Source organism: Pseudoalteromonas sp. S3431, from assembly GCF_000690035.1.
Classification (GTDB): domain Bacteria; phylum Pseudomonadota; class Gammaproteobacteria; order Enterobacterales; family Alteromonadaceae; genus Pseudoalteromonas; species Pseudoalteromonas fuliginea.
Genome location: NZ_JJNY01000055.1, coordinates 16906 through 31190, shown reverse-complemented (window position 1 = coordinate 31190; position 14285 = coordinate 16906). Strand labels below are relative to the sequence as shown.

At 37.0% G+C, this 14285-nt stretch carries 15 protein-coding genes; 7 read left to right on the top strand and 8 right to left on the bottom strand.

Annotation, left to right across the window (positions count from 1 at the left end; genetic code table 11):
• Positions 1-41: 41 nt before the first annotated feature.
• The 5 genes from DO88_RS05460 (at position 42) to DO88_RS05480 (ending at position 4484) form a co-directional block, all read left to right on the top strand.
• A complete protein-coding gene (locus DO88_RS05460) occupies positions 42-1088 on the top strand; it encodes a GGDEF domain-containing protein (protein WP_232224819.1) in 1047 nt (348 codons plus the stop codon).
• 133 nt (positions 1089-1221) lie between these two features.
• Positions 1222-2097, top strand: coding sequence for a MipA/OmpV family protein (locus tag DO88_RS05465; protein WP_033040142.1), 876 nt, complete (start codon positions 1222-1224; stop codon positions 2095-2097).
• Between the two features lie 13 nt (positions 2098-2110).
• A complete protein-coding gene (locus DO88_RS05470) occupies positions 2111-2479 on the top strand; it encodes a DUF3019 domain-containing protein (RefSeq protein WP_007378649.1) in 369 nt (122 codons plus the stop codon).
• Positions 2480-2493: 14 nt separating this feature from the next.
• Complete coding sequence (locus DO88_RS05475) at positions 2494-3186, top strand: response regulator (protein ID WP_007378650.1); 693 nt, start codon at positions 2494-2496, stop codon at positions 3184-3186.
• A 26-nt stretch (positions 3187-3212) separates the two neighbouring features.
• Positions 3213-4484, top strand: coding sequence for an ATP-binding protein (locus DO88_RS05480; protein ID WP_033040139.1), 1272 nt, complete (start codon positions 3213-3215; stop codon positions 4482-4484).
• Between the two features lie 82 nt (positions 4485-4566).
• On the opposite strand, the gene DO88_RS05485 is transcribed toward DO88_RS05480, so the two are convergent.
• Both DO88_RS05485 and DO88_RS05490 read right to left on the bottom strand, forming a co-directional pair.
• On the bottom strand, positions 4567-4782 hold the full coding sequence (locus DO88_RS05485; RefSeq protein ID WP_033040136.1) for a DUF3820 family protein: 216 nt from the start codon (positions 4780-4782) through the stop codon (positions 4567-4569).
• A 577-nt stretch (positions 4783-5359) separates the two neighbouring features.
• Positions 5360-6931, bottom strand: a complete 1572-nt coding sequence (locus DO88_RS05490; protein WP_033040134.1) for a cation:proton antiporter family protein — start codon at positions 6929-6931, stop codon at positions 5360-5362.
• Between the two features lie 265 nt (positions 6932-7196).
• Between DO88_RS05490 and DO88_RS05495 the strand changes: the two genes are divergently transcribed.
• Together DO88_RS05495 and DO88_RS05500 are read left to right on the top strand one after the other, a co-directional pair.
• Entirely contained in the window at positions 7197-7940 is a 744-nt protein-coding gene (locus tag DO88_RS05495; RefSeq protein ID WP_007377795.1) for a sporulation protein, read from the top strand.
• Positions 7941-8001: 61 nt separating this feature from the next.
• Positions 8002-8448 carry a GNAT family N-acetyltransferase gene (locus DO88_RS05500; protein WP_007377794.1) on the top strand — a complete coding sequence of 149 codons (447 nt, stop codon included), beginning with the start codon at positions 8002-8004 and terminating at the stop codon, positions 8446-8448.
• A 76-nt stretch (positions 8449-8524) separates the two neighbouring features.
• Here the strand turns inward: DO88_RS05500 and DO88_RS05505 are convergent, their stop codons facing one another.
• From DO88_RS05505 to DO88_RS05530, 6 genes are all read right to left on the bottom strand, one after another.
• Entirely contained in the window at positions 8525-9880 is a 1356-nt protein-coding gene (locus tag DO88_RS05505; RefSeq protein ID WP_007377793.1) for a sodium-dependent transporter, read from the bottom strand.
• Positions 9881-10084: 204 nt separating this feature from the next.
• Entirely contained in the window at positions 10085-11377 is a 1293-nt protein-coding gene (locus DO88_RS05510) for an ATP-binding protein (protein WP_033040131.1), read from the bottom strand.
• A 14-nt stretch (positions 11378-11391) separates the two neighbouring features.
• Positions 11392-12096, bottom strand: a complete 705-nt coding sequence (locus tag DO88_RS05515) for a response regulator transcription factor (protein ID WP_007377791.1) — start codon at positions 12094-12096, stop codon at positions 11392-11394.
• A gap of 21 nt (positions 12097-12117) precedes the next feature.
• Positions 12118-12501 carry a DUF3019 domain-containing protein gene (locus DO88_RS05520; protein WP_033023763.1) on the bottom strand — a complete coding sequence of 128 codons (384 nt, stop codon included), beginning with the start codon at positions 12499-12501 and terminating at the stop codon, positions 12118-12120.
• A complete protein-coding gene (locus DO88_RS05525) occupies positions 12491-13348 on the bottom strand; it encodes a MipA/OmpV family protein (RefSeq protein ID WP_007377789.1) in 858 nt (285 codons plus the stop codon). The genes DO88_RS05520 and DO88_RS05525 overlap by 11 nt, the downstream gene beginning before the upstream one ends.
• Positions 13349-13440: 92 nt before the next feature.
• Positions 13441-14244, bottom strand: coding sequence for a hypothetical protein (locus tag DO88_RS05530; protein ID WP_033040128.1), 804 nt, complete (start codon positions 14242-14244; stop codon positions 13441-13443).
• Between the last annotated feature and the right edge of the window lie 41 nt (positions 14245-14285).

Genomic DNA, 14285 nt, shown 5'->3' with positions numbered 1-14285 from the left:
CCTAACAATAAAAATAATGACGCTTGAGAGTTTATTTTACTATGGATCGTGCCGTATCACTTGCTCATTCTGCTCAATGCCTAAAAAAGGCGATTCCTATGATGGTAAAGTACCGCATGCCGGTTACGCCAATCAATTACGCTATTTGGTATTGTTATATACAAGGTAATAAACCCTCTTTAAATGCAGAGCTTGATCATGTCATTGCTCAGCAACAAACATGCACTCAAGATAGAGCGAAGGCAATATTTGATAAGCATTTAAATAAAGACGATTTAGCGTTATTTCAAGACGTATCCGAAAAATTTTATAGCACAATCGATCAAGTGCAACAAGATTTAGGCATTGCGCTTGAGCATTCAAAAAGTTTTACTACAACCTTGGTTGACTCCCAGAATGAGTTAAATTTGATTACAGATATTAGCTCGTATAATCAAGTGCTTGGGTGCGTTGAACGTTTAACCGATGAATCGATTGCAATGCAAAATCATGCACGTGAGTTTCAAACTAAACTTGCATTTGCTTATAATGAAATAAAAGACTTAAAAGAAGCACTCAATGTTTCAAAAAAAGTTGCTGATACAGACCCTCTTACTGGTTTTTATAACCGAGGTAAGTTTGATTTAGATATTACGGATTTTTGTAAAAAGTATTCTGAGCAAAATCAACACACATCACTTGCGGTTCTCATTATGTTTGATATTGATCATTTTAAGCGTTTTAATGATGACTTTGGCCATCAAAAAGGTGACGAAGTATTAAAGTTAGTAGCAAAAAAAGTGAAAGAAAAAATTAAAGAGACTGCAAAAATTTATCGTTATGGCGGTGAAGAATTTTGTATTACAGCTTATTTTGACACTATCAACGATATGATGGCATTTGCAGATTGTATTCGTTTGGATATTGCAAAATTGGCTGTTCGTAAAAAAAGTGATACCAATACTAAACGTGCTATTTCTGCGAGTTTTGGTTTGGCTATTCTACGACCATTTACTAATGGCACTGTGTTAGTTGAACGCGCTAATAGAGCGCTTTACATAGCAAAAACTCATGGTCGTAATCGAATAGAGATAGCGCCAGATGTTTAGTTGTTCAAATAATACACACAAGTTAATTAATATGTATAAAAATTGTGAATGATTGTAACTAGCTAGAGCTAGTTTAAAACGACCTTGCTACTATGGGGCACTTAATAATTTTCACACACTTTGACTTATACTGATGCGGTTTAACTTTTCAATATTAACAGCTTTTTTGCTGATCACTTTAGTTGCATGCTTTGCTGCCAATGGACAGCAAGCTAAAAATGTAACACAAGAGTTTGAAGAGCAACATATAGCTATAGAGCAGTGGCATTTTAGTCTAAGCGTTGGTGCTGGAGTTGTTACAAACCCATTACGAGGTGGGGACAACATTCCCCTTGTGTTGATTCCGCAGGTGGCTTTTTATGGCCAGCACTGGTTTTTCGATAATGGAAGGCTTGGTTATTCTTTTATACAAAGTCAAAAACATAATTTAAACCTTGTTAGTGAATTAAATGCAGAGTCTCGTTTTTTTATTGATTGGCATCCTACTAATATTTTTACTCTGCAAACGAGTGCGTTAAACAGTCAGTTAGTGCAGCAACAAAGTACTTCATCTCCCAAAAATATCAATATAAATGACATAGAAAAACGCCATATTGCCCTCGATGCGGGCATTGCATATCACTATGTAGATGATGCTAACGTATTTTCTATTCAAGCACTTCATGATGTTACCAGTGTTTATAACGGATTGCGTGGTGCATTGCAGTGGCAATATCATGCTGAAGTTGGAAAGTTAAAAATAAAACCGACGCTGGGAATAAATTATAAATCGGCTGAACTAAATGACTACTTCTATGGACTAAAAGCCGACGAAACTCAATTAGGTAAAATTGATGTTGGCAGTAGTTGGCAGCCTTATGCTAAAATCGACGCCCGTTGGCCGCTGAGTAAGGTTAACTCACTTCGTTTTCATTTAGCATATTACAATTATTCGGCTATGGATGGTAGTCCGCTCTTTGAACATGCTTATTCAATGACTGCCTTTATAGGATTAGATCATACTTTTTAATATGAAGTATTTAATGTTTATTGTGTTTATAGCATCGCTATTTAGTGGTTCTTGCAGAGCACAAACCGCTAATTTTAGCGTCTCTCCCAAAGTATGTGTGATTTCTGAGCAACAAGCATTTTGTGATCTTGATTTACAATTTAATTGGCAGCAAGAAGCATTGAGTGATGTTTGTTTATATCAACAAGATGAAAAAATTTATTGTTGGAAACAGCAACGTTCGGGGCAATTCAATTATAAAGCGCGGGTTCAGGTAGAGACCATATACTCCCTAATCAATCCTCACACGGGTGTACTATTAGCAAAAATACAGGTTGAAGTACAGAGCGCGCACGCAAAGAAAAATAGGCGCAGACTTCGCTCTCCGTGGAGCTTTTTTTAAATTAGGAGCAACTAATGCCAAAAATTTTACTTGTTGAAGATGATCTCGGCTTACAGCAATTAACAAAAGATTATCTTGAACATAACGGCTTAGAAGTCGCAGTGTTAGATCGTGGCGATGCAGTCTTTGACTACTTAGAAGCTAATCCAGTCGATCTAATTATTTTAGATGTAATGCTACCAGGAAAAGATGGTTTTAGCGTTTGCCGTCAAGTTCGCGATAAATATACTCTGCCTATTCTTATGCTAACAGCCAAAGGTGAAGATTTTGATCAGGTACTTGGTTTAGAGCTTGGTGCTGATGACTACGTTATAAAACCTGCCGAACCGCGTGTATTACTCGCCAGAATAAATGCGCTGTTACGCCGTGGTCAACCTATCGTGAAAGCAAGTGAAGAGTTACAGTTTGGTGATCTAAGCATAGATAAAACAAGCCGTATCGTAAAATTAAATAATAATGAAATAACGCTTACTTCTCATGAATTTGAACTACTTTGGTTACTGGCCTCTAATGCGGGTGAAGTGCTTAGTCGTGAACATGTCCATCAACATATGATAGGACGTCAGTACGACGGTCTTGATCGAACTGTTGACGTTAGGGTATCACGCATTCGTAAAAAACTAGGTGACAATAGCGATAAGCCTTATCGTATCAAAACAGTGTGGGGACAAGGTTATTTATTTGTTTCTGATGCATGGGAATTATAATTAATGTTATGGGTTAGTCGGCTTTAATGGGAAAACTGTTTACGAGTTTATATATTTACATCGTGGTTTCTTTATTCGTAGTAAGCGGTGTAGTTGAACAGTTATGGCCTTATGAAGACTCACAGCAGCAAGTATTATTAGACGATGAGTTTGGGCAATCGCTTTGGTTTCTCTCACAAACTCCTAACGGTCTAAAAAAGCTAGAACATAATTTTGAAAGCCACATAATTGCTCGTCGTGATTTAATATTACCTTTAGCACAACAAGCGAAATTAACAGACAATCACTACCTCTATTTATACGATAAACAACAACGTATTGTATGGTATGTAGAGCTTAGCGAAAATGAACTGCTACAGGTTGGTCCTGTAGGAGTATCAACGTCTACCCCCACTTCTGTTTGGCCATATTTATTATTACTTATTATTGTTGGTGTGCCTGTAGGTCTTTGGAGCTTTTTACTTTGGCGTGATTTTTCTAAATTGCGACACGCATGTGAGGCCGTCGAAGGCTTGCAAGATTTTCAATTAACAAATACCTCTAAATCGTTTTTTTTACCCGTTACCGATACACTAAAAGTAATGCAACAACGTATAACTTTTTTATTAACAGCTCAGCAGGAGCTTACATCGTCTGTTTCTCATGAATTTCGAACGCCGTTGGCACGTCTTAAATTTGCAATTGCTATGCTCCAAGATCAACTTTTAGATGATAAAAGCGAAAAATATTTAGCTAATATGAGCGCTGATATAAATGAACTTGAATCACTTGTTTCAGAAATGCTTGAATACGCAAGGTTAGACTCTCAGCAACCAAGTTTACAGTCTGTAAGTTGTGATCTAGTCGGATTGGTTAAAACAAGTATTGAAAAGCTAAATTTTGACACGCGAACTAGACTTATAAATAACTTGCCTGATAAGTTAAGCTATAAATGCGATAGTCATTTCATTGCTCGCGTATTTCAGAACTTGATTGGTAATGCTATTAAATACGCAACAAGCCAAGTAAAAGTAACACTGCTTACAGAGCCTCGCAGCATACTATTTATTGTTGAAGACGATGGAATAGGTATCGCTGAAATGGAGCGAGAAAATGTGTTTAAACCTTTTACGCGCCTCGATAAGAGTAGAGACAAAAAAACAGGTGGGTTTGGTTTAGGACTCGCTATTGTGAGTAAAATTGTATCTTGGCATCAAGGTGATTACTGGGTTGAAAAATCAGTCCTTGGTGGGGCTAAATTTGTCATTAGCTTGCCGCTAAAAAGTAGTTTCACGGAGGATATAAAAAAAGCGCCTTAAGGCGCTTTTTTTGTGGTTAAAACCAAAATCAACAAGTAGCAAAGTAGTAGACCGTGTATTTTAAAAATAGTTTCCAATTATTTTATTTTTTTTCTAATAACGGCATCAACATTTGCTCAAGCCCATTCAACTTTACTTCGTACATCATTGCTAATTGACTACCTAGTTTTGAATCAGGAAAGCCTTGTTGCTTAAACCACACAAGATAAGGCTCTGGCAGCATTAATAATGGGCGTCCTGCATATTTTCCAAACGGCATTTTGGTATTAATGGCAAGTTTTAATTTTTCTGGATCCATTCACTTACTTCAATGTATAAGACATAGTTAAGTGTAAGGTGTTTTAAGGAAATAAAATAGGCTGTGACGGGCAAGAAACAGCCTATTGAGTGAGGGAGTAGGCCCTCTTAATTAAGAATTTATGTTAGAAAATTAAACTTAGTTGAACTTTAATTAGCTGGAGTCTAATTAATTAAGTCTTAGAACATGAAGCTTATTTAACCAACACGAACAGTCTACCTGTTTTTTTACATGTTAGTTGGCCCGCTTGTAAAGGAATGTAAATAGAATTGATTTTCAGTCATCAAAAAGTATTAAAATAAATGTATAGTTCATTATTTTTATTTTTTAGCTAGTGCTTGTTGATCTTTCCGGATTAAAATTTGTTCTAACTTGGGGGGATTTATACCAATCTGCTTCTATATGGAGTCTATTTAACGGTAAGAAAATTGCGCTGAACTAGGCAAATTTTTTTACCTAGTTGTTCTAAATAAAAATTATTAACACGTTTCTACGTTCTGATAACGCCCATTACCTACATCCGTGTAGGAAAAAAGGTTAAATTATCTTTAGTAATTATTAAGGACTATATCTCACTTTACGTAAACAGTTTTTGTTTTACATGTTCAGCAAAACCACTACCAGCCTCTAGGTAAAAGTTATAGGTCGAGTGTACGCCCATATCTTCAAGCTCTTTTTGTTGATCTGGGTAGTTTGCAATGGCAGTTACCTGACCTTTATAACCTGAGGCTTGGAGCTGCTCTAAAGCAAAAATATTCTGCATATGCTTTGGCATAGTAAGCATAACCATTTCTACATGAGAGTGGTTTACGCGTTGCCAAAAGTCGGGATCGGTTGCATCTGCAATCAGCACTTTTCTGCCTCTATTAATATGTTTATCAACCACCTCTGGTTTTATGTCAATACCAGCAACTAAATTTGGGTGCGTAGCGTTAATTGTTTCGTATGCACCAGTACCAATTCGACCCATTCCAAAAATAACTATTTTAGTTTCGTTCAGATTTACAGGTAGCTCTTCTGCTAAGCGTGTTTTACTTTCGAACTTTAATAGCCAATGTTCTACTTTTACATATAACTCGTTGGAACGCTTGTTTAGAGGAGATGCAATCACAAAGGTGATAGAGACAGCGATAGCCATTACCGCTAACCATTCAGAGGTAATCATCCCCGTTGTAGCCGCTACCGCACATACAATAAGGCCAAACTCACTGTAGTTGGATAAACTAAAGGCTGTAAGTAGCGACGTACGAGCACGTAGTTTAAATGCATTTGTAAATAAATAATAAAGGGCTATTTTAATCGGTAATACAAAAATAAGTATGATGGCAATAATTAAAGAATTAATCGTTAGCTCGGCATTTAAGCCAATGCTTAAGAAAAAACCAACCAGTAATATATCTTTTAAATTAAGTAACGATTTTGATAATTCGCCAGCTTTTTTATGCGGTGCAAACATCATTCCTATTATAAGTGCTCCTAAATCACCTTTAAGGCCTGCATATTCAAATGCGTTATAACCTGCAATAAGGGCAAAGAAAAAGCCAAATAATGGGAGTAGCTCACCATGTTTAGAGCGATTAAGCACCCAGTACATAAGAGGGCGCAATAAAGGTAGAGCAACAATAAGCGCTAACGCCCAAACATTAGGGACTTTGCCTGTACTAATTGCTAAAAATATTACGGCGAATATATCTTGCATTACCAATATACCAATGGCAATTTTGCCGTGTAAGCTTGCCATTTCTCCGCGTTCTTCGAGTACTTTCACCGCAAATACAGTACTAGAAAAACTTAGGGCAAACCCAACTAATAAGGCGCTTTGCCAACTCAAGTCGACAAAAAGAGGGAGGGCGAAGACCCCAAGCAATAACATAAAGCCACTGAATAAAGCACTACTAAAAATAATGTGAAGCGTGGCTGGTGCCCAGACTTGCGGTTTCATTAAGCTATTAACTTTGAGTTTTAAGCCAATGCTGAATAATAAAAGGGTAACACCAAGGGCTGCAATTGTATCAAGCAATTCTGTACTTTTATAACCCGATAAATTTAAAGCAAAGCCTGCTAATAAAAAGCCAATAAGAGGAGGTAGTTTTAATTGGTAAACAGCAAAACCACAAACAAACGCGGTAGCAAAATAGATTAGTTCCATAATTCTTAATATCACTTCATTTGGTATTGCAGTGTAGCGAAAAACTCATATCAATGAAAATAAATATAGTGTAAAGACATGCTCATTTAATGAAGTTGATACCTTACTGCGTATGAAAAATGCTCATACAACACGTATTTAATCGTAAATAGCATGTAAATAACACTTTTTCACTGACAACCGCTTTTAAATATGGTTAAGATGCGATAACGAAGAGGTTTAAGTTAGAGCATATAACAGAGCCGCTCAGCTTAAGGAGAAATATATGTTTAAAAAGATTTTAGCATCGGTAGGTATTGGTGCCGCTAAAGTAGACACTATTTTAGAGACAGAGCACTTGCAACCAGGCCAGCTTTTCAATGCACAAATTGTGATTACTGCAGGTGATGTAAGCCAAGAAATATCAGGATTAGATTTGCTACTAATGACTCGTGTTAAAGTAGCAGGAGATGATGGGGACTATTTTACTAATCATGTAATTGATCAGTGGCGCATCACTGAAATTGGTACAATTGAGCCTGGCGAAGTTAAAAGTATTCCTTTTGAGGCGCGTCTTCACTCTGAAACACCAATTACAGAAATTAATGCAGGTTACAATCAATCTCACGTTTGGCTAGAAACTGGTTTGGATATTGATTTAGCACTTGACCCTACTGATAAAGACCATTTGCATATTTACCCTAATGAAGCAGTTAAAACCTGTATGCAGGCAATGGAAAAATTAGGTTTTAGCTTAGCTAAAGCTGATGTGGAGAAGGGGCATTTACGCGCATCTACATTTCAGTCTGTATCTGGCTGTTATCAAGAGCTTGAATATAAACCTAATAGCAGAAGCTTATTTGGCATTCAGGAAATTGAATTGTCGTTTGTGCCGGAAGCGCATAAAACACATGTTTTAATTGAGCTCGATCGTGCTTTTAAAGGTGATGGTTATATTGACGTAACAATAGAGCATGATCATGTTAATCTTTCACAGCTTTGTGATCAGTTAGAGCGTTTATTTGCTTAATACTCGCCAGTGATTTAAACAAACCCAGCTTAGGCTGGGTTTTTTGTCTATAGGATTTAATATGCAGTTTAAATGTGAGTCATTTGAGGCTTTTGATACACATACACTTTTTACTATTGTTCGCGGTCGGGTGGATGTGTTTGTAGTTGAGCAGGCTTGTCCTTACCCAGAGCTTGATGATCATGATGTTGCTGTAACTACTCGGCACATATATAGCATTGATAATAATAAGTTGCTTAGCTACGCTCGTTGTTATGATAGAAACGCGCAGTACAGCTCAATAGGGCGTGTTTTAGTGAATGAAAAGGTACGAGGCAAAGGTTATGCAAGTGAGCTTGTAGCTACAGCTATAAAGTGTTGTAAAGACCAGTGGCCTGAGCGTGATATTTACATTGGCGCGCAAACATATTTACTCGACTTTTATCGCTCATTTGGTTTCGAAAGTGTGGGGGAAGAGTACCTTGAAGATGGCATTCCTCATCAAGACATGATTTTAAAAGTGGTTTAGTGATTTTTACTACGCTAAGTGACTTAATTTAATAGCTAACAAAATAGCCCACAAATGTGGGCTATTTTTATAGTGCTTAACTTAATAACGAATGTAAAAAAACTGTACCTATTGCTAGTGGGCATACAAACTTAGTATACCAAGGCCATATTTTCCAAAAAAATGTATTATGGACTTCAGGGTTTCCTTGTTGAATAGCTTTGAGTAGTGAACCCCTGTACCAAATCCAACCAACAAATATGCAACACATTAACCCTAATAGTGGTTGGGCAACTTTCGTTGTAAGTGTTATAACCAGACCAAATAAAGAGCTGAGATTGCATACAATTGTAATACTAACGACAGCAATTAAAGCGCCAATGAACCAAGTAGCTTGCACACGTTTCATTGCAAAGCGTTCTACTGTGTATGATACCGGTGCTTCAAGCATTGAGATTGATGATGTTAGCGCTGCTATGCTCATCAACGCAAAAAATGCAAAGCCAACAAATAAGCCTACGCTACCCATACCATCAAATAATGCAGGTAGTACTTGGAATACTAATGTATCTTCTGATAACAGCTTCCCTGTTACCGGTGAAAATATTTCTACGCCTTGTGCTTGAGCGACATACATTGCAGGAATAATAAGTAAACCTGCTACAAAGGCAATGAAGACGTCAATAAGGGTTACATAAGCACCTAATGAAACGAGGTTCTCTTTTTTACTAATGTATGAGCCATAAATAATCATTACACTGGTACCCAATGATAATGAGAAAAAAGCTTGGCCTAACGCACTGACTAATAACTGAGGATCAAAAATAGAAGAAAAATCAGGAACTAAGTACGCCTTTAAGCCTTCCATTGCGCCATTTTGCGTCATTACATAAGCAATTAATGAAAATAAAATTCCCAGTAATGCAGGCATTAAACGCTTTGACCATTTTTCTATACCATTTTCAACACCTCGACTAATAATAGCGACGGTTAATAAGATAAAGACCATAGTAAATATAATATTTCGCGTAAGTGATTGCTCGCTTAGCCATGTGGATGTAGAGTTTGCACCAACAAGCGTCGCTATTGGCTCTGCTGTTGCGCTGAGCATCCAACCGGCAACAATCGCGTAAAAACTTAATATAAATCCAGCACATAAAATACCGCCAAAACCCACAATAAACGCGAAGTGTTTTTGCCAAGGTCTATTAGATATTTTTTGAAGCGATGAAACTGCATTTGCTTGACCATGGCGACCAATCATAAGTTCGGCCATTAAAGCTGGGTAAGCCAAAAAGAACGCGAGTACTAAATATGCTACTAAAAAAGCAGCACCACCATTGCTGGCTGTTTGTGTAGGGAATCCCCAAATATTACCCAAGCCAACAGCAGAACCTGCGGCGGCCATAATAAAACCAAAACGAGAACTAAACTCGCCTCTAACTGCGCTCATATTATTGTACTTCTCTATTTTTTGACGGCGCAGACAATCTACTGGAAATGTAAAAAAATAAAAAGTGCTTATTTGCTGATCTCACACAATTTAGTATGCCAGTAGTATGGTATACGCGATGTTTTTAATAAATTTTACTGTATAGTTATAGTTAACAGGTTGTTTTTGTTTTTAAAATGTTAATTACAGGGTGTAATTAATGCTTTACGCTTTGTGATGTTGATCGATAATGAGTGTAAAACAGGCTCCACCTAATTGGTTACTTTTACTTACTTTTATGCTGCCATGATGCCAATCAGCTACTTTTTCAACAATCGCAAGGCCTAGCCCATAGCTTTTATCTGCGCGGTTACGATGTTCTTCTTCTTTGAAAAATGGGCTAAATACGTTGTTAAAATTTTCTTTTGCTATACCAGGACCATCGTCTTCAACAGTGATTACAAGCTGGTGTTCGTACACTTTAGCACTTAGATAAATATGTAGCTCTGCGAAGTCACAAGCATTATTTAATAAGTTAGTTATTGCACGAGCAAGCCAATGTAAGTCGGCATTGATAATGTCACTTGAGCTATTAAGTTGTACGTTGAGCATTTGCGATTCAAATTTAGGTGCAAGTTGTATTAATATATCACTGAGATAGTGCTTAATATTAGTTGAAGAGTAGGTCAATTTGTTGGCATTTTGCTCAAGCGTTGCAAAGGCTAAATAGCTTTTTAACATAGACTCCATATGGTCTAAATCGCTTTCCATACGGGATAAATATTTTTTTATTTGTTGCTCATCATAGCTATCAATAGCCGCATCTAATCCAAAGCGCAGGCACGCAATGGGTGTACGAATATCGTGAGATAAGCTTGACGCCATTAGTTTATTTTCGGCGACTAGTTTTTCTATCTGACTGGCCATTCTGTTAAATGTGAGCTCTACATCTTTTATGTAGGTGAAGTGCGATACTTTAATTCTTGCTTGTACATTACCTGAGGCAAACTTTTTAGCTGCTTCATTTAAGACTGTTAAGCGCTTTGCAAGAGGGGTAATAATAAACCCCATAAATACGCACAAACCAGCATAAAATAGTAGTGTTAAAAATATATCATTGCGCTGCTCAGTATCTACGCGTTTGTCTAACCGCATTGATATATGAAAGGGGCTTAATATTTGACTACTATAAAGCATATAGAAGCCTTGTTGATCTTCTAAAATCAACCCACCGGCAGTGTGCATCTGTAATAATAATGAAGGAGGTAGTGCGAGAGATTCATTGTGCTTGTAATCAATTAATAAATTAAACTCATTCGCTAGTTGCTTTACATAACGACCACGTTCAGAAGTTGGGATATTAGCTAATTGTTTGCTAAAGCCCATTATCATCTTACTTTGCACACTAAATTCATCTTCTGAGGTTTGTGTTTGTTGGCTAAATGCATCAATTAACCAGCCAAGTACAACGATAGATAAAAGCGCACTGCTAAGTAGTGAAATATAAAACTTCTTCACTTATGTATCACTTTTTACCATGCGGTAGATACGAGTAAGTAACCTCGTCCCCATATAGTTTTAATTTTAGTCGGATTTTGTGGATCATCATTAAATTTTTTGCGCAGTGCTGAAATAAGTACGTCAACACTTCTATCCAAGCCGTCATACTCACGGCCTTTTGTTGCTTTAAAAACAGCATCACGTGATACGACTTGACCCGCATTACTCGTTAAATAGTGAAGAAGTAAATACTCTGCGCTGGATATATTTATATCAAGATCGTTTAATTTTACGCTTCTAGATTCTGTGTTAATACTCAGCGCGCCAACCGTTATTAATTTTTCGTTTGCCAGTGATTTGTTTGGTTCATTATTTTGGCGAAGTGCAGCTTTAATTCTAGCTAAAAGTGCACGAGGGCGAACGGGTTTCATGACATAGTCACTTGCACCAACTTCTAACCCTATTACTTCATCCATTTCTTCATCGCGTGCGGTGAGCATTATAATAGGGGAGTTATAAAAGCTACGCAGTTCTCTGCATACGCTAATTCCGTCTTGTCCAGGAAGCATAATATCAAGTAGGACAATGCTAGGATTTAAGGTTTTTACTTGGCCAATAACCTCGTCGCCTCGATGGCATACATGGGTCGTATAACCTTGCTCCGTTAAGTATTCTGCAACCCACTGAGCGAGCGATACATCATCTTCAACGAGTAAAATAGTGCCGTAGTTATTCATAAATTATCCTTAATGTGTTTATTAAAATAATCGCCAACGGCGTTTCTTTTGTCTGTTTTGATATACCCACTGTAGTTTTACTTCTGTAAGGCTAATAACTTTAGATGTATTACTATCAAAGAGCTCAAATGAGATACTCTGCTGTGAATCAAAAGCATAATTAAAAGTTCCTTCCTTTTGTTTAAGCCAGCATTGCATAATGTACTTTGAGGTCGCATCGCGTAAGCAGTAATTGCCAAACGTTGGCTGATGCCATGTTAGAGTGATATCAGCATAACAGTTTCTTCCTTCTCTAAGTGCGACACAAGTATCTGGAAGCGCAATAAGAGCATTGGGCATTTCATCTGCTTTTGATAAAAATGCCGTAGGGAAAAGCAGAAAAGCACAGACCCATCTAGAATACATAACGAAGGCCTACCTTGGCTTGGTGTTGATATCTTCGAGTAATAATAGGGCTTTCATCAATCTCATTTGAAAACCAAGTCGTCAGCCATCCTGCTAAAAAGACCCAATCTTGGTTAATTGGGTACTCAGCATGGAATTCAAACATCATACTGCTACTTGCATTTGTTCTATAAATTGGACGATCACTCGTCGCTTCACTACTGTCTATACCAAAATAATAATTGGTGAAGTCACTAGAGTAAGCACTCAACCCAACTCCAGTTCTAAACTCCCAGTTACGCCAGGGTAAAATATGGCTAAAAAAGGTATTTACGATCCAGCCATTATGTGTGCCAGAAATGTCATGAAGGTATTCAAAAGAAATTTGTGAGTTTTCAAATCGACGAGTTAATCTGAGTCCGGTATCAAAATCGTAGTTACGTGTTTTTATACCCCTTAACTCATCGATAATGCCATCATTGTATAGACCTAGTCCTTTATCGTTAAAGCCACTTTGAACATTTGTACCTAAAATATCGAGACCCCAATCAAACTTGTCTATCAGGCTGTAACCTACAACAAGGCCGCCACTTAGTTGATTATGATCAAAGTCGAGATAAAAATTTTCATAAGATAGGGCAAGTGTTAAGTCAACCAGCATTCCATGGTCATAAGAGTCGACACCTATTAGGTAAGAGTCACCGATATGATAACCAACACCAGCGCTCCAATCCCATGCAAAACCTTGAGTTGGCTCTAAGGTGTTATCAGCATAATAACGATTACTTGCCATACTTGAAGTACTAAAAATACTCATACATAGGAGTGTAATGATAAAAAAAGTATAATTAAGTAAAGCGTTTTTCATCTCAAAAGAGCCTAATTATTATATGTTATAAAGCGTAGTATATTGTTAATACGTTCCTTAAATCTGTAAAAAAATGTAGCAAACATTAGAAATTACTGAACTTTAATTTTATCGATTAATATACTGCTTAAATAAAATTGCATCATGGGGGTTAATGCACTTATTTCTGTACGATTACATGGACCGGTAAGCTTTGTTAAGCTTGATAACTTAGATAGTATTTTGTAGCTAGGAATTTGTATTTCTTTACCTAACCTTGCTAAACGTGCCTCTTCTGTATTTTGCTGGTGGATAAAGGCAACAACTTCTAATTCATTCGTAATTTTTTGTTCTTCATTAAAACTATACACTAGCGGCTCACGATGAAAGCTTGCGCTGTCGATTGAAGACTTAGCAAACCAGACAATGTCGCCAGACTTTTTATGAGTTAGACGCATGCTGACTTGAGCAAAAATAGTGGCACATTGTTGAATTGGGTACTGTTGGGCAACCTCTGTATAAAACGAAAAGGGTTTTTGTGGCTGTTTAATTAAATATTTTGTATCGTCTGTAAATGACAAATCAAGCTGCTGTATAGTAAGAACATAGTCACTATTATTTTTTGTCGTTACTTTTAATGCTTTGTCGTTTAATGCTTGGCTTATTTGCGATAATAGTGTGTCTGTTAGGCTTGCTTTGTCTGAAATTATCTTAACAGTTTGATTTTTTATAACTTTATGCGCAGGTAATTGAACAGATTTAACTTTTGGTGACGAATGAGTCGTTTCATATTCAAGCTGGTATGTTTGGCTTTTTAAGTTAGGCTTCAACGGCATAGCCAAAGGCTCCGCTGGTTGTTTTGTGATAACACACCCGCTTAAAAATAAAATAAAAAGTGACACAACTAAAAAACGCATAAGTACTTCACACCCACTAAAAATACAATAATCGTCGTATT

What these genes read in the sequence shown, in the direction of transcription:
- DO88_RS05530 (WP_033040128.1), bottom strand. Translation starts at nt 14,244, where the DNA reads ATGCGTTTTTTAGTTGTGTCACTTTTTATTTTATTTTTAAGCGGGTGT.
- DO88_RS05490 (WP_033040134.1), bottom strand. Translation starts at nt 6,931, where the DNA reads ATGGAACTAATCTATTTTGCTACCGCGTTTGTTTGTGGTTTTGCTGTT.
- DO88_RS05475 (WP_007378650.1), top strand. Translation starts at nt 2,494, where the DNA reads ATGCCAAAAATTTTACTTGTTGAAGATGATCTCGGCTTACAGCAATTA.
- DO88_RS05515 (WP_007377791.1), bottom strand. Translation starts at nt 12,096, where the DNA reads ATGAATAACTACGGCACTATTTTACTCGTTGAAGATGATGTATCGCTC.
- DO88_RS05485 (WP_033040136.1), bottom strand. Translation starts at nt 4,782, where the DNA reads ATGGATCCAGAAAAATTAAAACTTGCCATTAATACCAAAATGCCGTTT.
- DO88_RS05500 (WP_007377794.1), top strand. Translation starts at nt 8,002, where the DNA reads ATGCAGTTTAAATGTGAGTCATTTGAGGCTTTTGATACACATACACTT.
- DO88_RS05465 (WP_033040142.1), top strand. Translation starts at nt 1,222, where the DNA reads ATGCGGTTTAACTTTTCAATATTAACAGCTTTTTTGCTGATCACTTTA.
- DO88_RS05480 (WP_033040139.1), top strand. Translation starts at nt 3,213, where the DNA reads ATGGGAAAACTGTTTACGAGTTTATATATTTACATCGTGGTTTCTTTA.
- DO88_RS05505 (WP_007377793.1), bottom strand. Translation starts at nt 9,880, where the DNA reads ATGAGCGCAGTTAGAGGCGAGTTTAGTTCTCGTTTTGGTTTTATTATG.
- DO88_RS05520 (WP_033023763.1), bottom strand. Translation starts at nt 12,501, where the DNA reads ATGTATTCTAGATGGGTCTGTGCTTTTCTGCTTTTCCCTACGGCATTT.
- DO88_RS05525 (WP_007377789.1), bottom strand. Translation starts at nt 13,348, where the DNA reads ATGAAAAACGCTTTACTTAATTATACTTTTTTTATCATTACACTCCTA.
- DO88_RS05470 (WP_007378649.1), top strand. Translation starts at nt 2,111, where the DNA reads ATGTTTATTGTGTTTATAGCATCGCTATTTAGTGGTTCTTGCAGAGCA.
- DO88_RS05495 (WP_007377795.1), top strand. Translation starts at nt 7,197, where the DNA reads ATGTTTAAAAAGATTTTAGCATCGGTAGGTATTGGTGCCGCTAAAGTA.
- DO88_RS05460 (WP_232224819.1), top strand. Translation starts at nt 42, where the DNA reads ATGGATCGTGCCGTATCACTTGCTCATTCTGCTCAATGCCTAAAAAAG.